19 protein-coding genes are annotated in these 17,470 nt (G+C 59.1%); 13 read left to right on the forward strand and 6 right to left on the reverse strand.

Annotated features, from left to right (window positions below; all coding sequences use genetic code 11):
- Positions 1 to 348 precede the first annotated feature (348 nt).
- The 5 genes from AC1DXW_RS08540 to sthA all read left to right on the forward strand — a co-directional run bounded on the left by AC1DXW_RS08540 (position 349) and on the right by sthA (position 4,680).
- On the forward strand, positions 349 to 792 hold the full coding sequence (locus AC1DXW_RS08540; protein ID WP_477757136.1) for a hypothetical protein: 444 nt from the start codon (positions 349 to 351) through the stop codon (positions 790 to 792).
- A gap of 51 nt (positions 793 to 843) precedes the next feature.
- Positions 844 to 1,287, forward strand: a complete 444-nt coding sequence (locus tag AC1DXW_RS08545; RefSeq protein WP_477759926.1) for a hypothetical protein — start codon at positions 844 to 846, stop codon at positions 1,285 to 1,287.
- 154 nt (positions 1,288 to 1,441) lie between these two features.
- A complete protein-coding gene (locus tag AC1DXW_RS08550) occupies positions 1,442 to 1,858 on the forward strand; it encodes a hypothetical protein (protein WP_477759927.1) in 417 nt (138 codons plus the stop codon).
- 197 nt (positions 1,859 to 2,055) lie between these two features.
- Positions 2,056 to 3,078: an FAD:protein FMN transferase gene (locus tag AC1DXW_RS08555; protein ID WP_477759928.1), complete on the forward strand. Its 1,023-nt coding sequence runs from the start codon at positions 2,056 to 2,058 to the stop codon at positions 3,076 to 3,078.
- Between the two features lie 207 nt (positions 3,079 to 3,285).
- Entirely contained in the window at positions 3,286 to 4,680 is a 1,395-nt protein-coding gene (gene sthA, locus AC1DXW_RS08560) for a Si-specific NAD(P)(+) transhydrogenase (protein ID WP_007984277.1), read from the forward strand.
- Positions 4,681 to 4,722: 42 nt separating this feature from the next.
- On the opposite strand, the gene AC1DXW_RS08565 is transcribed toward sthA, so the two are convergent.
- Positions 4,723 to 5,445: a glycerophosphodiester phosphodiesterase gene (locus AC1DXW_RS08565; protein WP_477756820.1), complete on the reverse strand. Its 723-nt coding sequence runs from the start codon at positions 5,443 to 5,445 to the stop codon at positions 4,723 to 4,725.
- Between the two features lie 14 nt (positions 5,446 to 5,459).
- Complete coding sequence (locus AC1DXW_RS08570; protein ID WP_477759929.1) at positions 5,460 to 6,041, reverse strand: PilZ domain-containing protein; 582 nt, start codon at positions 6,039 to 6,041, stop codon at positions 5,460 to 5,462.
- 94 nt (positions 6,042 to 6,135) lie between these two features.
- On the opposite strand from AC1DXW_RS08570, the gene AC1DXW_RS08575 reads away from it, so the two are divergent.
- The 3 genes from AC1DXW_RS08575 to AC1DXW_RS08585 all read left to right on the forward strand — a co-directional run bounded on the left by AC1DXW_RS08575 (position 6,136) and on the right by AC1DXW_RS08585 (position 9,385).
- On the forward strand, positions 6,136 to 7,386 hold the full coding sequence (locus tag AC1DXW_RS08575; RefSeq protein WP_477759930.1) for a lipoprotein-releasing ABC transporter permease subunit: 1,251 nt from the start codon (positions 6,136 to 6,138) through the stop codon (positions 7,384 to 7,386).
- 7 nt (positions 7,387 to 7,393) lie between these two features.
- The gene (lolD, locus tag AC1DXW_RS08580) at positions 7,394 to 8,077 is read left to right on the forward strand and encodes a lipoprotein-releasing ABC transporter ATP-binding protein LolD (RefSeq protein WP_218428817.1); all 684 of its coding nucleotides are present in this window, start codon (positions 7,394 to 7,396) and stop codon (positions 8,075 to 8,077) included.
- Positions 8,078 to 8,140: 63 nt separating this feature from the next.
- Entirely contained in the window at positions 8,141 to 9,385 is a 1,245-nt protein-coding gene (locus AC1DXW_RS08585; protein WP_414873149.1) for a lipoprotein-releasing ABC transporter permease subunit, read from the forward strand.
- A gap of 64 nt (positions 9,386 to 9,449) precedes the next feature.
- On the opposite strand, the gene AC1DXW_RS08590 is transcribed toward AC1DXW_RS08585, so the two are convergent.
- Both AC1DXW_RS08590 and AC1DXW_RS08595 read right to left on the reverse strand, forming a co-directional pair.
- Complete coding sequence (locus tag AC1DXW_RS08590; RefSeq protein WP_477756118.1) at positions 9,450 to 10,799, reverse strand: heavy metal sensor histidine kinase; 1,350 nt, start codon at positions 10,797 to 10,799, stop codon at positions 9,450 to 9,452.
- On the reverse strand, positions 10,799 to 11,479 hold the full coding sequence (locus tag AC1DXW_RS08595) for a heavy metal response regulator transcription factor (RefSeq protein WP_007995297.1): 681 nt from the start codon (positions 11,477 to 11,479) through the stop codon (positions 10,799 to 10,801). Before AC1DXW_RS08595 ends, AC1DXW_RS08590 begins: the two co-directional genes overlap by 1 nt.
- A 155-nt stretch (positions 11,480 to 11,634) precedes the next feature.
- On the opposite strand from AC1DXW_RS08595, the gene copI reads away from it, so the two are divergent.
- Both copI and queF read left to right on the forward strand, forming a co-directional pair.
- Complete coding sequence (gene copI / locus AC1DXW_RS08600) at positions 11,635 to 12,171, forward strand: copper-resistant cuproprotein CopI (protein WP_477755951.1); 537 nt, start codon at positions 11,635 to 11,637, stop codon at positions 12,169 to 12,171.
- Positions 12,172 to 12,232: 61 nt separating this feature from the next.
- The gene (gene queF, locus AC1DXW_RS08605; RefSeq protein WP_477755952.1) at positions 12,233 to 13,063 is read left to right on the forward strand and encodes an NADPH-dependent 7-cyano-7-deazaguanine reductase QueF; all 831 of its coding nucleotides are present in this window, start codon (positions 12,233 to 12,235) and stop codon (positions 13,061 to 13,063) included.
- Positions 13,064 to 13,416: 353 nt separating this feature from the next.
- Here queF and AC1DXW_RS08610 read toward each other — a convergent pair whose 3' ends face one another.
- Both AC1DXW_RS08610 and AC1DXW_RS08615 read right to left on the reverse strand, forming a co-directional pair.
- Complete coding sequence (locus AC1DXW_RS08610; protein ID WP_477755953.1) at positions 13,417 to 13,680, reverse strand: DUF4404 family protein; 264 nt, start codon at positions 13,678 to 13,680, stop codon at positions 13,417 to 13,419.
- 112 nt (positions 13,681 to 13,792) lie between these two features.
- On the reverse strand, positions 13,793 to 14,413 hold the full coding sequence (locus AC1DXW_RS08615; RefSeq protein WP_477755954.1) for an HAD family phosphatase: 621 nt from the start codon (positions 14,411 to 14,413) through the stop codon (positions 13,793 to 13,795).
- Positions 14,414 to 14,612: 199 nt separating this feature from the next.
- Here AC1DXW_RS08615 and AC1DXW_RS08620 point away from each other — a divergent pair, with 199 nt between their 5' ends.
- The 3 genes from AC1DXW_RS08620 to rssC all read left to right on the forward strand — a co-directional run bounded on the left by AC1DXW_RS08620 (position 14,613) and on the right by rssC (position 17,357).
- Complete coding sequence (locus AC1DXW_RS08620) at positions 14,613 to 15,302, forward strand: MlaA family lipoprotein (protein ID WP_477759931.1); 690 nt, start codon at positions 14,613 to 14,615, stop codon at positions 15,300 to 15,302.
- Positions 15,303 to 15,693: 391 nt separating this feature from the next.
- Complete coding sequence (gene rssB / locus AC1DXW_RS08625; RefSeq protein WP_477755956.1) at positions 15,694 to 16,875, forward strand: two-component system response regulator RssB; 1,182 nt, start codon at positions 15,694 to 15,696, stop codon at positions 16,873 to 16,875.
- A complete protein-coding gene (gene rssC / locus AC1DXW_RS08630) occupies positions 16,875 to 17,357 on the forward strand; it encodes an anti-sigma factor antagonist RssC (protein WP_477755957.1) in 483 nt (160 codons plus the stop codon). Before rssB ends, rssC begins: the two co-directional genes overlap by 1 nt.
- Positions 17,358 to 17,470: the final 113 nt, after the last annotated feature.

Consider the following 17,470-nt stretch of genomic DNA (forward strand, 5'->3'; position numbering starts at 1 on the left):
CTGGACTGTCTCAGGGAAAAGTCATTGCGTAAGGATAAGTCCTAAGTGGCCAACGACCCGTATATATATTGGAGCAGATGGAGCTCTCGATAGCGGTCACACTAGTGCAACCGATTCAGATCGATTAACGGAATGCCCTCGGCAATGAGTACAACATCAAAAAAATAAAATGCTCCGACACTCATTCTACGGCCGGCCCTTGGACTGAATTGTGAACATTGGGTGATAAAGTGTCGATAAACATCGGTATAAAGCTCGCCAGTCAGCACCCTGAAGGTGGGATGACGGCGTAGATGATCATGAATAAAGTGCTGGCAGTTCCATAAGAGAACTGGGGGGATGGAGTCCGTGTCCACGTCTGTAAATAAACCAAGAACACGTTACATTAAGTGGCTATGGATTCCGTTGCTACCGCTATTACTGCCCCTGCTGGTGCTTTTGCTGATTGTCCTCTGGCGAATTATTGTGTTGCCTACCGCAATCGTCCATTACTCCAAGAACGGCGTTGACGAACTGCGGTTCATCTGGAATGTGCAACACCGGATTTACAAAGGAGGCCTCCCTCCAGGCGGCAGCACACGAGATCATGGGTTCTTGTTTCCAGATGAGAAGTTTTTCATGGAGGTCTCTTGGTGGAACGATAAAGATCTCCGACACTGYGTAAATATCACCCCGACATGGTCCAATACGCACATCTACCTCGATGCCAATGGCGATATTGATCGCAGCGAAGGCAGCGGCACGGATTCGCATCGACTAAAACAATGCATCACTGATACAGCGAGCCCATGAAGAGCCAAGGGATCAAAGCGATATGCAGTGCGATTCTGGGAGATGGAGCTCGTGTCCATTCCTGCAAATAAACCTCGGTTCCGTTACATTCGGTGGCTATGGATTCCGTTGATACCGCTATTGCTGCCATTGCTGGTTCTTCTGCTGATCGCCCTCTGGCAAATTATTGTGCTGCCCGCCGCGACAGTTCATTACTCCAAGAATGGCGAAGACGAATTGCGGTTCATCTGGAATGTACAACACCGGATATATAAAGGTGGCATGCCCCCTGGCAGCAGCACACGCGATCATGGTTTTTTGTTTCCTGATGAGAAGTTTTTCATGGAGATTTCCTGGTGGAGCAAGAACATTCGTGCGCATTGCATCAACATAACCCCGACGTGGGCCAACACGCATATCTACCTCGATGCCAACGGCGATATTGATCTCAGCGAAGGCAGCGGCACGGATTCGGATCGCTTGAAGCAATGTATTACGGATACAGCGAGCCCCTGAAAGTCGCAAAAATATGAGAAAAACGACTTAACACGATATAAAGCGATCCGTATCGGCATGCCTCTCGCTAATCAACACTCCAAAGGTGGGGTCACCGCGAAGATGGTCATGAATGAAGTGCTTGCCATTGAACCGGCGAACTGGGGGGGGAGGCGTGTCCACGTCTGTAAGTAAACCGCGAAGATCGCACAAGCGATGGCTATGGATCCCAGTTGTTTTTCTGGTCATCACCCAATGGGATATTGGGTTACCTACTGTGACTATTCATTACTCCAAAGATGCTAAAGAAGAACTTAAATACATCTGGAACGTACAACACCGAATATTCAAAGGGCGGATGCAGCCTGGGGGCGGTACACGTGATTATGGATTATTGTTTCCAGATGAGAAATTTTTCATGGAGATTTCTTGGTGGGACGATGGAGCGCTACGACACTGCGTCAACGTAAGCCCTAGGTGGCCTAATACGCATATTTACCTTGATGCCAACGGCGATATTGATCGCAGCGAAGGCAGTGGCACGGATTCGCATCGACTAAAACAATGCGTCACCGATACCGCGACTCCATGAAAAGACCCCGTTGGAATCAGGGCCAACATACAAGGAGAGAGCTTGCTCCGGGCGGCGTTCCTATGATGCAGCTAAGAACGCTGCGTTTAACTGGTAAGCACGCGTTATCGTTGACGACCATCGCGAGCGAGCTCGCTCCCACAGTTTCTATCGCATAATGGCGAGCCTCGATGGTGTATCAGGGTGTTCTTCAGGGGATGCAGGATTTGTTGATCTGGCGGATATGGTGCTTTGTGTTGATCGTCCTGTTGTCTGGTTGTGGCAGCAGTGACTCCCTCGAAACCTTCGGCGGTCCCACCATGGGCAGCACCTATTCGATCAAATATGTGCGCCACGCCAACCTTCCGGCGCCGGACGAAGTCCGCGTCCAGGTCGAGCAGATCCTCGCTGACATTGACCGGCAAATGTCGACCTACCGCAGCGACTCGGACATCGAGCGCTTCAATGCATTACCGGCCAACCGTTGTCAGGCAATGCCGGCGTCGATCCTCGAATTGGTTCGCGTGGGCGAGCAATTGTCAGCGCAAAGTGAAGGTTCCTACGATCTGACGGTGGAGCCGTTGCTCAATCTCTGGGGATTTGGTCCGCAGGCCCGCGGGGAAAAAGTCCCGACTGCCGAAGCGCTCGCCGAAACCCGCCAGCGCGTCGGCCATGAACACTTGCGCATCGAGGGCGACCAGTTGTGCAAGGACGCCGCCGTCGAGGTCGACTTCAACAGCATCGCCGCCGGTTATGCGGTGGACACGATTGCCGCAAGACTCGAGGCGATGGGCATTCGCGATTATCTCGCCGAAGCGACGGGGGAGCTCAAGGCGTCCGGCAGGAAGGCTGACGGTTCGCCATGGCGCATTGCACTGGAAGAGCCGCGGGATGACCGGCAAGTGGCCGAGCGCGTCATTGTTGTCGACGGTTATGGCCTGTCCACTTCCGGCGACTATCGTAATTATTTCGAGCAGAACGGCCAGCGTTTTTCCCACACCTTCGATGCGCGCACCGGTGCGCCGGTCTCACACCGTCTGGCATCGGTCACGGTGATTCATCCTTCAGCGTTGATGGCCGATGGCTTATCGACGCTGTTGTTGATTCTTGGTCCGGAGCGCGGTTGGGACTACGCAGAAAAACACGATATCGGCGCATTTTTTGTGATTCGTGCCGATACAGGTTTCGTCACACGCAGCAGTCACGCTTTTGAACGCCTCAGTGGCGAAAAAACCGAATGATTTCGGCAATTTGAGCATTGAAAACTGGCGTTGTAGCGCAGGCAAAAGTAGCCTACGACGCGACCAAGGGTTAATGTGCGCGGCGTTGACGCTTCTATAGACTGTGTCCGGGTTCTGCACTGGCCCCAAATTGTTCCTTCATGCCACGCATTGGCGTGATTTAGCCGCAGGTGCCGAGGGTGCCGCGGCCTGTTCTGAGGAGTACGCATGGCTGTCTACAACTACGACGTGGTGGTGTTGGGTTCCGGCCCGGCGGGAGAAGGCGCGGCAATGAACGCCGCCAAGGCAGGGCGCAAGGTGGCGATGGTCGATAGCCGTCGCCAGGTCGGCGGCAACTGCACTCACTTGGGCACCATCCCGTCCAAGGCACTGCGTCACTCGGTGCGGCAGATCATGCAATTCAACACCAACCCGATGTTCCGGGCCATTGGTGAGCCGCGCTGGTTCTCGTTCCCGGACGTGTTGAAAAGCGCCGAGAAAGTCATCTCCAAACAAGTCGCTTCGCGTACCGGCTACTACGCCCGTAACCGCGTCGACGTGTTCTTCGGCACCGGCAGCTTCGCCGACGAGCAAACCATCGAAGTGGTCTGCGCCAACGGCGTGGTCGAAAAACTGGTGGCCAAGCACATCATCATCGCCACCGGTTCGCGCCCTTATCGCCCGGCGGACATCGATTTCCACCACCCGCGTATCTACGATAGCGACACCATCCTCAGCCTCGGCCACACCCCGCGCAAACTCATCGTTTATGGCGCCGGCGTGATCGGTTGCGAATACGCCTCGATCTTCAGCGGTCTGGGTGTGCTGGTGGAGCTGGTGGACAACCGTGGTCAGTTGCTGAGCTTCCTCGACTCGGAAATTTCCCAGGCCCTGAGTTATCACTTCAGCAACAACAACATCACGGTTCGCCATAACGAAGACTACGACCGCGTCGAAGGCGTGGACAACGGCGTGATCCTGCACCTCAAGTCCGGCAAGAAGATCAAGGCCGACGCCTTGCTCTGGTGCAATGGTCGTACCGGCAACACCGATCAGCTGGGTCTGGAAAACATCGGCGTGAAGGTCAACAGCCGTGGTCAGATCGAAGTCGACGAGGCGTACCGCACCTGCGTGCCGAACATCTACGGCGCCGGTGACGTGATCGGCTGGCCGAGCCTGGCCAGTGCGGCCCATGACCAGGGTCGTTCGGCCGCTGGCAGCATCGTCGATAACGGTAGCTGGCGTTTCGTGAATGACGTGCCGACCGGCATCTACACCATTCCGGAGATCAGCTCGATCGGCAAGAATGAGCAGGAGCTGACCCAGGCCAAGGTGCCGTACGAAGTCGGCAAGGCGTTCTTCAAGAGCATGGCGCGGGCGCAGATCGCCGGCGAGCCGCAAGGCATGCTGAAGATCCTGTTCCACCGTGAAACCCTGGAAGTCCTGGGCGTTCACTGCTTCGGTTATCAGGCGTCGGAGATCGTGCACATCGGTCAGGCGATCATGAACCAGCCGGGCGAACTGAACACGCTGAAGTATTTCGTCAACACCACGTTCAACTACCCGACCATGGCCGAAGCCTATCGGGTAGCCGCGTACGACGGCCTCAACCGGCTTTTTTGAGCGGCTCCGGCCGGTGGCCTGAGCCGGCCGGGGAGACCGATTTCAGCAATTCTCGAGGGTGGCGGTGGCCAAACCGGGAAAGTCTGTAATCAGGCTGTCAACGCCGAAGTCGGCGAGTCTGCGCATCAGCGCAGGCTCGTTGACGGTCCACACCGACACATGCAGCCCCTGACGCTGCGCCCTTTGCAGGCGTTCCGGCGTGCACAGTGTCCAGTTCAGCGCCAGGATCTCACAGCCATAGCTGGCCGCGACCTTCAGCGGGTCGAGCCAGGCGTACTCGGCCACCAGCCCGCGGGATACGTCCGGCACCAGTTCCAGCGCGGCCTTCAGCACTTCCCGGGAACTCGAGGTGATGGTCACCTTGTCCATCAGCCCATGACGCTGGACCATTTCGCGAATCGCCAGCACGGTGGTCGCGGCACGCATCCTCGATGCGCTTTTGACTTCCAACTGCCAGTGATCGAAGTCGCATTTCTCGAACAGTTCTTCCAGCGTCGGAATCGGGCACGGCTTGATCCAGTCCGGGCCGCCCTTGCGTGCGTCATACGTCACCAGCTCGGCCGCCGTGTGTTCGACGACCTTGCCGCGACGGTCCGTGGTGCGCTTGAGGGTCGGGTCGTGGATGACCATCAACTCGCCGTCCATGGACAGGTGCAGGTCCAGTTCACAGCGACGCACGCCGTGCTTGAGACATTCCTGAAAGCTGGTCAGGGTGTTTTCCGGTGCTTCGCCCTTGGCGCCGCGATGGCCGTAGATGAGGGTCACGGTTCTTCCTTAAATTAATTGCCTGATTCGAGCTGTTCGCGGGCCTGGCGTCGTTCCTGGGCCTGCTTTTGCAAGATGTGGCGGGCCAGCAGTTGGCGCTGGGCGTCGGTCGGGTGTTCGAACTCGGTGCCGACGTCATAGCCATCTCCCTTGCGGTCGCAGTGGGTGACGCGAGCGCGCAGCTGCAGGCCCAGGGCCTGCGGCATCAGCACCAGCTTGACCGACAGGCGTGCGCCGGCGGCGATGGGATGTGGATGCTGAAAGTCGATGCCGCCTTCGGAAATGATCACCGGCCGCGGTTCGCCGATCTGCCCGAGCACTGTCAGAGCGACGACCTGACTCAGCAAATCGATGCGTTTGTTCTGGGATTTGAGGAATGCGGCTGTCGTGCGGTCGCGTTCGCTGATCTGGCGCAACAGGTGTTGCGACTCGAATTCGCTCAGGTGCAGTTCGCTGRGCAAGTTGAAGAGCGGGGAAGCATCCTGCAACACTTCTTGGCCTGCGGCTTCGCGAGCGGACAGGGGCCGAATTTCCAGTGCGATCGTATCCTCGATACGGTAGTATTCGCGGCGATCTTCTTCATCTAATGTCGACATGGCGAACCCATGGTAGCGGCGGTGGTCTGAGTGTAAAGCTGGTTATCGACCCCCGCCACAAGGACGTTCCTTTTCCCTCCGAACAAGCCCCGACATGTTCAGACCTCTCTTCGTATTTATCGGCACGCGTTACACCCGTGCAAAGCGTCGCAATCATTTTGTGTCATTCATTTCCCTGACTTCGATGATCGGGCTCGCCCTTGGCGTGGTCGTGATGATCGTGGTGCTCTCGGTGATGAACGGCTTCGATCATGAGATGCGCACCCGCGTGCTGGGCATGGTGCCCCACGCGACCATCGAGTCCGGTGAGCCGATCAGCGATTGGCAAAGCCTGGCGGCCAAGGTCAAGCAGAACCCGCAGGTGACGGCCGTGGCGCCGTTTACGCAAATGCAAGGCTTGCTGACCAATAACGGCAAGGTCTCGAAAGTCCTGCTCAATGCCATCGACCCGGCGCAAGAGCGCCAGGTGTCGATCATCGATCACTTCATGACCCAGGGAAAACTCGACGATCTGGTGCCGGGTGAGTTCGGCATCGTCATCGGCGACAAGGCTGCGACCAAGCTCGGAGCCGTGATCGGCGACAAGCTGACCTTCGTCGCACCGGAAGTCACCGTGACCCCGGCCGGGATGTTCCCGCGCATGAAGCGCTTTACCGTGGTCGGCATCTTCCATGTCGGCGCCGGCGAGCTCGATGGCTACCTGGGCGTCACCAACCTGCAGGATCTGGCCCGGCTGCACCGCTGGAAGCCGGATCAGGTCCAGGGCCTGCGCCTGAAGTTCGACGACCTGTTCCAGGCACCGCGCACCGCGTGGAGCATCGCCCGCGATCTCGGTGAAGACCGCTACTACGCCCGCGACTGGACCCGCACCCACGGCAACCTGTACCAGGCGATCCGCATGGAAAAAGCCATGATCGGCCTGTTGCTGCTGCTGATCGTCGCGGTCGCGGCGTTCAACATCATATCCACGCTGGTGATGGTGGTGAACGACAAGAAGGGCGACATCGCGATCCTGCGTACGCTGGGCGCCACGCCGGGCACGATCATGCGCACGTTCATGGTGCAAGGCACGGTCATTGGCGTGGTCGGTACCGTGATCGGCGCCGTGGTCGGGATCTTCGCGGCGCTGAATGTCAGTGCCGCGATTGCGGCCCTCGAAGGCCTGATCGGCCACAAGTTCCTCAACGCCGACGTGTACTTCATTGATTACCTGCCATCGCAAGTGCAGAGCCAGGACGTGGTGATGGTCTGCTCTGCGGCGTTGGTCCTGAGTTTCCTCGCCACCCTGTATCCAGCCTGGCGTGCCGCGCGCACCCAGCCTGCGGAGGCGCTACGTTATGAGTGAGTCGGGCATGAGTGATAAAGCAATCTTGAGCTGCCGCAGCCTGGGCAAGTCCTACGAGGAAGGTCCGGAGTCGGTGGAAGTGTTGGCCGACCTGCAACTGGAGTTGCACCCGGGCGAGCGCGTGGCGATCGTCGGCAAGTCGGGCTCGGGCAAAAGTACCTTGCTCAATCTGCTGGGCGGCCTCGATACGCCGACCAAGGGCAGCGTCTGGCTCGACGGCGAGGAGCTGTCGGCGTTGAGCGAGAAGAAACGCGGCCTGCTGCGTAATCGTGCCCTCGGCTTCGTGTACCAGTTCCACCACCTGCTGCCGGAATTCACCGCGCTGGAAAACGTCTGCATGCCGCTGCTGATCGGCAAGACCGCGATCCCCGAAGCGCGCCAGCGTGCCACGGCGTTGCTGGAGCGGGTAGGGCTGGGCCATCGCCTGGAGCACAAGCCGGCCGAATTGTCCGGTGGTGAGCGTCAGCGCGTGGCCATCGCCCGCGCCCTGGTGAACACACCGGGCCTGGTGATGCTCGACGAGCCAACCGGCAACCTCGACTCCCATACCGCCCAGGGCATTCAGGACTTGATGCTGGAACTCAGCACCTCGATGCGCACGGCGTTCCTGGTGGTGACCCACGACATGAACCTGGCCCGCCAGATGGACCGCGTCCTGCACCTGCAGGAAGGCTGTCTCACTCCCATCTGATTGGCTGAAACCCGATGTCTGGAAAGGCGTCGGGTCTATTATTTCCATACGGTGCCCCAGCGAATGTTCAGACCGTTATCGATCTTTATCGGCACGCGCTATACCCGCGCCAAGCGCCGCAATCGCTTTGTTTCCTTCATCTCGATGACGTCGATGATCGGCCTCGCCCTCGGCGTTCTGGCGATGATCGTGGTGTTGTCGGTGATGAACGGCTTCCAGCGCGAAATGAGCTCGCGCATCCTCGGCATGGTGCCGCACGCCACCATCGTCGGCGTCAATCCGATTGATGACTGGAAACCCGTGGCAGCGGCGGCGATGAAAAACCCGGAAGTGACGGCGGCAGTGCCGTTCACCGAGATGGAGGGCATGCTGTCCTACAAGGGCACGATGCAGCCAATCCAGGTCAGCGGTGTCGACCCGGCGCTGGAAGGCCAGGTATCCATCGTCGCCAAGCACATTGTCCAGGGCAGTCTCGAAGCCCTGAAGCCGGGCGAATTCGGCGTGGTGATCGGCGAGATCACGGCGCGCCGCTTCCGCTTGAACGTTGGCGACAAGATCACCCTGATCGTGCCGGAAGTCAGCAATGCGCCGGGCGGCATTACCCCGCGCATGCAGCGGCTGAATGTGGTCGGCGTGTTCAAGGTCGGTGCGGAGCTGGACGGCACCATGGCGCTGATCCACATGGCCGATGCCGCGCAGATGCAGCACTGGGAGCCGAATCAGGTGCAGAGCGTGCGCCTGGCGGTGAAGGACCTGTATGCCGCGCCGCAAGTGTCGAGCGACATCGCCACGGGGCTGGGCGCCGCCTACAAGGCAGACGACTGGACCCACACCCAGGGCAGCCTGTTCAGCGCAATGAAAATGGAAAAAACCATGATCGGCCTGCTGTTGCTGATGATCGTCGCGGTGGCGGCGTTCAACATCATCGCGACCCTGATCATGGTGGTGAACGACAAGGGTGCGGACATCGCGATCCTGCGCACCATCGGCGCCACGCCACGGCAGATCATGGCGATCTTCATGGTGCAGGGCACGGTGATCGGTATCGTCGGCACCCTGATTGGCGGTGTGTTGGGCGTGATTGCCGCGCTGAACGTCAGCCAGATCGTGGGCTGGATCGAGCGGGTCAGCGGGCAGCATATCTTCAGTTCCGACGTGTATTTCGTCAGCAACCTGCCGTCCGAGCTGCAAGGCGCGGATGTGGCGCTGATCTGCACGGCGGGCTTCGTCATGAGCTTCCTGGCCACGGTTTACCCGGCGTGGCGGGCAGCGAAGATCGAGCCGGCTCACGCTTTGCGCTATTCGTAAGACCTGACACCGCCAGCTCTTCGTAGGAGCTGGCTTGCCAGCGAAGAGGCCGGTCCTGCCAGCCTCAATCCCCCCTTGGCAACTCGATCACAAACCGCGTCCACCCATTCTCCGATTCACAACGAATCTGCCCGCCATGGGCGCGGATGATCGACTGGGTGATCGCTAATCCCAATCCCGCATGTTCACTGCTGCCTTCGCGGCGTGCCGGGTCTGCACGGTAGAAACGGTCAAACAGCTTCGGCAGTAACTGTGCGTCTATCCCGCTCCCGGTGTTTTCGACGCTCAATCTCAGGCCATTCGCTTGCTCGACGATATTTACCCGAACCTCGCCGTCGGCGGGGGTAAAACGTAGCGCGTTATCCAGCAAGTTGGACAATGCTCGCCTCAACATACTGCGGTCGCCTTCCAGACTCCCATGACCTTCCCGTGCGAGCGTCACCCGCGCGTCTTCCGCCAGTGGCGCAAAAAACTCCAGCAGCAGGTCTGCTTCTTCGGCCAGTTCCAGCGCTTCGCGCTTGGGCATCAACAACCCATGGTCAGCCTTGGCCAGATAGAGCATGTCATTGACCAGTTGCGCCATCCATTGCAATTCTTCGAGGTTGCTGTGCAGGGCCTCGCGATAGTCCTCGAGGGGGCGAGGGCGGGTGAGGGTGACCTGGGTGTGGGTCAGCAGGTTCGACAATGGCGTGCGCAGTTCATGGGCAATGTCGGCGGAGAACGCGGACAGGCGCTGAAACGAGTCGTCGAGGCGTCCGAGCATGGCGTTGAAGTTGTGGGCCATTTCCGCCAGTTCCGGCGGCATGTTTTCTTCAGGCAACCGCGCGTTCAGCGATTGCGCGGAAACACCGCTGGCCACCGCACTGATCCGCCGCAACGGGCGCAAACCGCTGCGTGCCGCCCAGGCGCCAAGCAGGGCGGTAGCCAGGGCCGACAGGCCGACGGTCAGCCAGATCAAATGCTGCATGCGTTGCAGGAAGTGCTGGTGGTGGGTGATGTCCAGCAGCAAGGTCAGTTGCGGTGACTCGGGTTTGTCCGCGAAAAGCGGTGCATTCAGGACGCGGTAATCCATGCCGTCATGGCTTACCGTCGACAATCCGGGCTGGCGCGGCAATACCTGGGGAATGTTGGTCGAGCTGTCATACCAGCGCTGGCCGTCGCTGCCGGTGATTCGCAGGGGCAGGCCAGCCTGCCGGCTCAATTCCTCCGCCAGCTTCGTTTCGCTGTCACTCGACGGGAAGTCGTGCAAGGCCCGACGCAAGCCAATCAGTTTGCCGTCCAGCAGTTGCTGGTCGAGCTCAATGAAGTGCGCCTCGCTGGCGCGGCTGAACAGCACCCCGGCGAACAACGACACCACGGCGGTGCAGGCGGCAAACAACAGCGCCAGGCGGCTGCTCAAGGACAGCCGGCGCATCAGGCGGGGCGCTCTTCGAGGACGTAACCCATGCCGCGCACGGTGTGGATCAGTTTGTTGGGGAATTCATCGTCGATCTTCAGGCGCAGACGACGGATCGCCACCTCGATGACATTGGTGTCGCTGTCGAAATTCATGTCCCAGACCTGGGACGCAATCAGCGACTTGGGCAGGACTTCACCCTGGCGGCGCAGGAGCATTTCCAGCAGGGCGAATTCCTTGGCGGTCAGGTCGATACGCTGGCCGCTGCGTTCGACCCGGCGACGGATCAGGTCCAGGCGCAAATCGGCCAGTTGCAGGCTGGTCTCCTGCGGCGTGGCACTGCCGCGACGCAACAGGCTGCGCACTCGCGCCAGCAGTTCGGAGAAGGCAAACGGCTTGACCAGATAGTCATCGGCGCCCAGTTCGAGGCCGTGAACCCTGTCCTCCACGGCGTCACGTGCTGTCAGAAACAGTACCGGCGTGTCCAGGCCAGCGCTGCGCACCGCTTGCAGAATCTGCCAGCCGTCACGACCGGGCAGCATCACATCGAGAATCAGCAGGGCATATTCGCCGCTGAGGGCCAATTGCTGGCCGGTGTTGCCGTCGGCCACCAGTTCCGTGTTGAACCCGGCCTCGGCCAGGCCCTGGCGCAGGTAATGGCCGGTTTTCGGTTGGTCTTCGACGATCAGCAGTTTCATGGGCAGCTCTTGGCAGATGGAACGAACGCTTTATACCGTGGGCAGCGTTCATACAGGTCAACCTGACAAAGTTGTAATCTGGCTGTCAGGTTGCGGGCAGTGGCAGCAGTTTAGAGTTTTCCCCATGCTGAGCCTTATCTTGTTGGAGTATGACGATGTTTTTACGCAAGTCCGTGGCGCACATCCTGTGTTTGCTGGCGCTGAGTTCACCGGTGTGGGCGGACGCCGGGCATAGCTACGATTTCGGTCAGCCGGCCCCGGCGGCCAAGGCGACCCGCAGCATCGAGGTGGTGATGGAGGACATGTCCTTCACGCCGCAGGCCATCGACATCAAGGCCGGGGAAACCGTGCGCTTCGTGCTGGTCAATAAAGGCCAGTTGTTGCATGAGTTCAACCTGGGGGATGCGGCGATGCACGCCAGACACCAGCAGGAAATGTTGCAGATGCAGCAGAGCGGCATGCTGACGCCCACCGGCATGAAGGTAATGGACCACGGCAACATGGCCGGTATGGATCACGGTTCGATGGACCACGGCATGAAGCATGACGACCCGAACAGCGTGCTGGTGGAGCCGGGCAAGACCGCCGAGCTGACCTGGACCTTCAGCAAGGCCACCAGCCTCGAATTTGCCTGTAACATCCCCGGTCATTACGAGGCTGGCATGGTCGGCAAATTGACTGTCAGTCAGTAAGCACTCAAAGGCGGGAGCAAAGGCTGATAGAATCCGCTGATTCTTCAGTCAGGTTTCCGCCATGCATCCCGCAGCCGAACACTCGCCGCTGGGCAAGTCCAGCGAATACATCGCCACCTACACGCCGTCCTTGCTGTTCCCGATCCCGCGCACCGCGAAGTGGGCGGAACTGGGCCTGACGGCTGAAACCCTGCCGTATAAAGGCGTGGACTTCTGGAACTGCTTCGAGCTGTCCTGGCTGCTGCCGTCGGGCAAGCCGGTGGTGGCGATCGGTGAATTCAGCATTCCGGCGGATTCGCCGAACATCATCGAATCGAAGTCGTTCAAGCTGTACCTCAACTCCCTGAACCAGACGCCGTTTGCCGATACCGCGAGCCTTGAGGCGACGTTGGTCAAGGATTTGTCGGCGGCTGCCGGCAAGCCGGTGGGCGTGCGTATTCGCAGTCTCAAGGATGTCGAGAGCGAAGGCGTCGTGGCCTTGCCGGGCGTGTGCATCGACGAGCTGGATATCAGCGTCAGCAACTACGAGCATCCACGGCCGGAACTGCTGCGTTGCGATGATTCGCGCATTGTCGAGGAGAGCGTGCACAGCCATTTGCTCAAGTCCAACTGCCCGGTCACCAGCCAGCCGGACTGGGGCAGCGTGGCGGTGGAGTACCGTGGCGCGGCGCTGGATCACGCGAGCCTGCTCGAATACATCGTCAGCTTCCGCCAGCACTCGGACTTCCATGAGCAGTGTGTAGAGCGGATCTTCCTCGACCTGCAGCGGTTGCTCAAACCGGAGAAACTGACGGTGTATGCGCGTTATGTACGCCGTGGCGGGCTGGATATCAACCCGTACCGCAGCACCGAAGAGGTGCAGCTGCCGAACCATCGCCTGGTCCGTCAGTAACATCAARCTGTAGGAGCTGGCTTGCCAGCGAAAGCGGYGGTTCGGCCGACATATTAGTCGACTGGTAGATTGCCTTCGCTGGCAAGCCAGCTCCTACAAGGTTCAAGTTTCAAATTTCAGAAATGAAAAAGCCCCGCTATCGCCAGCGGGGCTTTTTTGCATCGTCCGTCAGTAACATCAARCTGTAGGAGCTGGCTTGCCAGCGAAAGCGGYGGTTCGGYCGACATWTTAGTYGACTGGTAGATTGCCTTCGCTGGCAAGCCAGCTCCTACAAGGTTCAAGGTTCAAGTTTCGAATTTCAGAAATGAAAAAGCCCTGCTATCGCCAGCAGGGCTTTTTTGCATCAGGAGGGTTCAGATCCCCATGTTGGCCAAGGCCTGCCCGATGTTGCGCAGGGTGCCGGCAAGGGTAGGGTGTTCGAGTTCGAAGCGTTCCACGGCCAGGTTGACGCCATCGGCGAGGCTGGATCCCTGGGTTTTGGTTTCCAGCTCAAGTTCAAGTTCGATCTGTTCCATCAGCGCGTGCAGGTCAGCGCGCTCGGCTTCGGAAAGCGGAGGATTCTGTTCCAATTGCTCGCGCAGGGCATTGAGCTGTTCTTGCAGTTCGCGGGCGGGCATGGCGTTCTTCCTTCTTTAATCGATAGGCACTGGCATAGACCATGACAGAAGGCCAAAGGTCGATGCCTGACCTTTAGATTAATCCACTCGCGCGCAACCTGCATGATCTCGGTCAGGGCTTTTCGCCCTTGAGCCGACGCAAGCTGATATCGGCCAGGCAGGTGTCGAGTTCACCGAGGTGGTCAATCACCGAATGCACGCCCAGGCCGAACAGTTGTATCGTGGCCCTGGCGCGTTTGATGTCACGCCCCTGCGGGGTCAGCGCTTGCCATTCCTGAGGCGTCAATCCGCACAGCGAGCCGCAGGACGCCAGGCCGATGGTCCACAACCCGGCATTGAGCCCCGCTTGCAGCAGGCGGGGTTCGCCGCTCACCAGTACGCAGCCGTCGAGTCGCTCGACATTCAGGGTCATCAAGGCTTGCCAGCAGGCGTTCGGGGCGGGCCATGGGGTATTTGTTGCTAGATGTTGCGATTGCTTGATCCATTCAGGCAACGCAGCGGCCAGGGATTGGCTCAGGGCAGGGGGCAGCTCATCGAGCCAGGCGCAGGGGATTTGCCGGCGCTGCAAGCTGCGCAGGCTATCCAGTGCGCCGGGTGTGGCCTCGGCGTGTTCGGCCGAGTGGCTGCCGTGCCGGCGCGTGTGTGCGCCGAAATCCACCAGGCAGCCACTGAGACCGAACAGTACGGCGGTCAGGCTGGGTGCGGTTTGGGGCAAGGCTTCGGCGAGCGGCATGTGGACGTCCCTGAAATAGCCTGAAGGCTAGCGGGCGACGGTGACAGTTGAGTGACATGGACGTGAATCGCTCGCATTTTGCACGATTCCTTCGATGTGGATTTCGTGCAAAGTGCCTTAAACAGCGTTTACGTCTTATACTTGGCAACTTATTGCCCGGGCCAAGTGCCCGAGCCAGTACAAACCAAGGAGTTTTTCTATGCGCTGGAGCAATCATCTAGCCAGGATTTGTGTGTGCGCCAGTGTGATGCTGGTTCCGTTCGTTGCCCAGGCAGCCACGGAAGAGGATCCTTGGGAAAGCGTCAACCGCCCGATTTACAAGTTCAACGACGTGATCGACACCTATGCGCTCAAACCCCTGGCCCAGGGCTACCAGTACGTGACGCCGCAGTTTGTCGAAGACGGCGTTCACAACTTCTTTCGCAACATCGGCGATGTGCGCAACCTGGCCAACGATATCCTGCAGGCCAAACCTCGCGCCGCAGGCGTCGATACCGCACGAATCATTTTCAACACCACCTTCGGCTTGCTGGGCGTCATTGATGTCGGCACCAGAATGGGCCTGCAGCGCAATGACGAAGACTTCGGTCAGACGCTGGGTTACTGGGGGGTCGGCAGCGGCCCTTATTTGATGCTGCCATTCCTGGGGCCAAGCACCTTGCGTGATGCACCGTCCAGGTACGTCGACAGCTACACCGGCGCTTATCGTTACGTAAACGACATTCCGGTGCGTAACTCGTTCTTTGCCCTGGATGTCGTCGATACTCGCGCCAACCTGCTGTCGAGCGAGAGGCTGATCACCGGCGACAAGTACACCTTCATCCGCAATGCGTACTTGCAGAACCGTGAGTTCAAGGTGAAAGACGGTCAGGTTGAAGACGATTTCTGATCTCGACCGGTAAACTGAAAAAGGCGGCCATCAACAGGCCGCCTTTTTTGTCTGTGATGACCCGCATGCGGATGTAATCACGCTTTTCACTGTAGTCCCGGCCGGTTTGACTCGTGGGTTCGAACCTTCCATTGGGTTACGGATCTGCCTGTTCTTATAACTCTCGGTGATTTGACAAATAAAGACGTCAAGCGACCATCGGTGTGAGCTTGAAACGCCCCGCGGATGGGAGTACCGTCTGCGCCTTAGAAGGGCACCTCTGGTGTACAAGTGTGTAGGGCAAATGCCCGATAGCGGTGCGACAGAGAGGCTAGAAAGCGAATCCAGTAGTCAGCGCCGGGCCAAAGTCCCCGCCTGCTACGCCAACCTAATTCTGGCGCCGTTTGCCCACATGCCAAAAACCAGTGCCACGCTGCTGATAATCGATGATGACGAAGTAGTGCGCGCGAGCCTCGCCGCCTATTTGGAAGACAGTGGTTTCAGTGTCTTGCAGGCCAGCAATGGCCAGCAGGGCCTTCAGGTATTCGAGCAAGACAAGCCCGACCTGGTCATCTGCGATCTGCGCATGCCGCAGATGGGCGGACTCGAACTCATTCGCCAGGTGACCGGGTTGTCGCCGCAAACGCCGGTGATTGTGGTTTCGGGTGCGGGCGTGATGAACGACGCGGTCGAAGCCCTGCGCTTGGGCGCAGCGGACTACCTGATCAAGCCTCTCGAAGATCTGGCCGTGCTCGAGCACTCTGTGCGCCGGGCCCTGGATCGTGCGCGCCTGTTGCTGGAGAACCAGCGCTACCGCGAGAAGCTGGAAAAGGCCAATCGCGAGCTCGAAGCCAGCCTGAACCTGCTCCAGGAGGACCAGAATGCCGGTCGCCAGGTGCAGATGAACATGCTGCCGGTCAGCCCCTGGACCATCAACGAGTTCAAATTCGCTCACCAGATCATCCCGTCGCTGTACCTGTCGGGTGATTTCGTCGACTACTTCCGGGTCGACGAGCGCCGGGTAGCCTTTTACCTGGCGGACGTTTCCGGTCATGGCGCCTCTTCAGCCTTCGTCACCGTGCTGTTGAAGTTCATGACCACGCGCTTGCTGTTCGAGTCCCGGCGCAGCGGCACCTTGCCGGAATTCAAGCCTTCAGAGGTTCTTGGTCATATCAACCGGGGCCTGATCAGTTGTAAGCTGGGTAAACACGTCACAATGGTCGGTGGAGTCATCGACGAGGAGACCGGTTTGTTGACCTATAGCATCGGCGGTCATCTGCCGTTGCCAGTGTTGTACACGCCAGACAGTGTTCGTTATCTGGAAGGGCGTGGCCTGCCGGTGGGCCTCTTCAACGAAGCCACCTACGAAGACCACGTGCTGGAACTGCCACCGACGTTCAGCCTGACGCTGATGTCTGACGGTATTCTGGACCTTTTGCCAGAACCCACACTCAAAGAAAAAGAGGCGGCGTTGCCCCAACGGGTCAAGGCTGCGGGCGGCACCCTGGATGGGCTGCGGCAGGTTTTTGGATTGGCCACGCTAGGGGAGATGCCGGATGATATCGCCCTGTTGGTGTTGAGCAGGAATCTTTGATGAGTACTGGTAGAATCCAGTTCGCCGAGCAGGACGGCACCTTCGTCCTCAAGTTCGTCGGTGAAGTTCGCCTGACCCTGTGTTCGGCGTTGGATGCGACTATAGAGAAAATCTTCACCGCGAAGAATTTCAACGCGATCGTGATCGATTTGACCGAAACCCGCAGCATCGACAGCACCACCCTGGGCCTGCTGGCCAAGCTGTCGATCCTGTCGCGGCAACAGGTCGGCCTGCTGCCGACCGTCGTCACCACCCACGAAGACATCACCCGTCTGCTGCAGTCCATGGGCTTCGAGCAGGTGTTCAACATCGTCGACCAGCCGGTGCCATGCCCGGAATGCCTGGACGACCTGCCAGACCAGGATCAGTCCGAAGAAGTGGTGCGGATCAAAGTGCTTGAAGCGCACAAAATCCTCATGGGCCTGAACGACACCAATCGTGAAGCGTTCCATGATCTGGTGAATGCGCTCGAACGCCATTGATCCCCTGTAGGAGCGAGCTTGCTCCGGGCGGCGTTCCGACGATGGCGTCCGCAAGAACCCCGCATCAACAAAAAAGGGCGAACCTGTGAGGGTTCGCCCTTTTTGCATCACAC

The organism is Pseudomonas sp. P4_C4, from assembly GCF_056402055.1.

Excerpts from the sequence above, each read along its gene's own strand:
- AC1DXW_RS08610 (WP_477755953.1), bottom strand. The coding sequence starts at position 13,680 with ATGCCCGCCCGCGAACTGCAAGAACAGCTCAATGCCCTGCGCGAGCAA.
- AC1DXW_RS08615 (WP_477755954.1), bottom strand. The coding sequence starts at position 14,413 with ATGCCGCTCGCCGAAGCCTTGCCCCAAACCGCACCCAGCCTGACCGCC.
- queF (WP_477755952.1), top strand. The coding sequence starts at position 12,233 with ATGCATCCCGCAGCCGAACACTCGCCGCTGGGCAAGTCCAGCGAATAC.
- AC1DXW_RS08620 (WP_477759931.1), top strand. The coding sequence starts at position 14,613 with ATGCGCTGGAGCAATCATCTAGCCAGGATTTGTGTGTGCGCCAGTGTG.
- copI (WP_477755951.1), top strand. The coding sequence starts at position 11,635 with ATGTTTTTACGCAAGTCCGTGGCGCACATCCTGTGTTTGCTGGCGCTG.
- lolD (WP_218428817.1), top strand. The coding sequence starts at position 7,394 with ATGAGTGATAAAGCAATCTTGAGCTGCCGCAGCCTGGGCAAGTCCTAC.
- rssC (WP_477755957.1), top strand. The coding sequence starts at position 16,875 with ATGAGTACTGGTAGAATCCAGTTCGCCGAGCAGGACGGCACCTTCGTC.
- AC1DXW_RS08590 (WP_477756118.1), bottom strand. The coding sequence starts at position 10,799 with ATGCGCCGGCTGTCCTTGAGCAGCCGCCTGGCGCTGTTGTTTGCCGCC.
- sthA (WP_007984277.1), top strand. The coding sequence starts at position 3,286 with ATGGCTGTCTACAACTACGACGTGGTGGTGTTGGGTTCCGGCCCGGCG.
- AC1DXW_RS08595 (WP_007995297.1), bottom strand. The coding sequence starts at position 11,479 with ATGAAACTGCTGATCGTCGAAGACCAACCGAAAACCGGCCATTACCTG.
- AC1DXW_RS08555 (WP_477759928.1), top strand. The coding sequence starts at position 2,056 with ATGCAGGATTTGTTGATCTGGCGGATATGGTGCTTTGTGTTGATCGTC.
- AC1DXW_RS08585 (WP_414873149.1), top strand. The coding sequence starts at position 8,141 with ATGTTCAGACCGTTATCGATCTTTATCGGCACGCGCTATACCCGCGCC.
- AC1DXW_RS08575 (WP_477759930.1), top strand. The coding sequence starts at position 6,136 with ATGTTCAGACCTCTCTTCGTATTTATCGGCACGCGTTACACCCGTGCA.
- rssB (WP_477755956.1), top strand. The coding sequence starts at position 15,694 with ATGCCAAAAACCAGTGCCACGCTGCTGATAATCGATGATGACGAAGTA.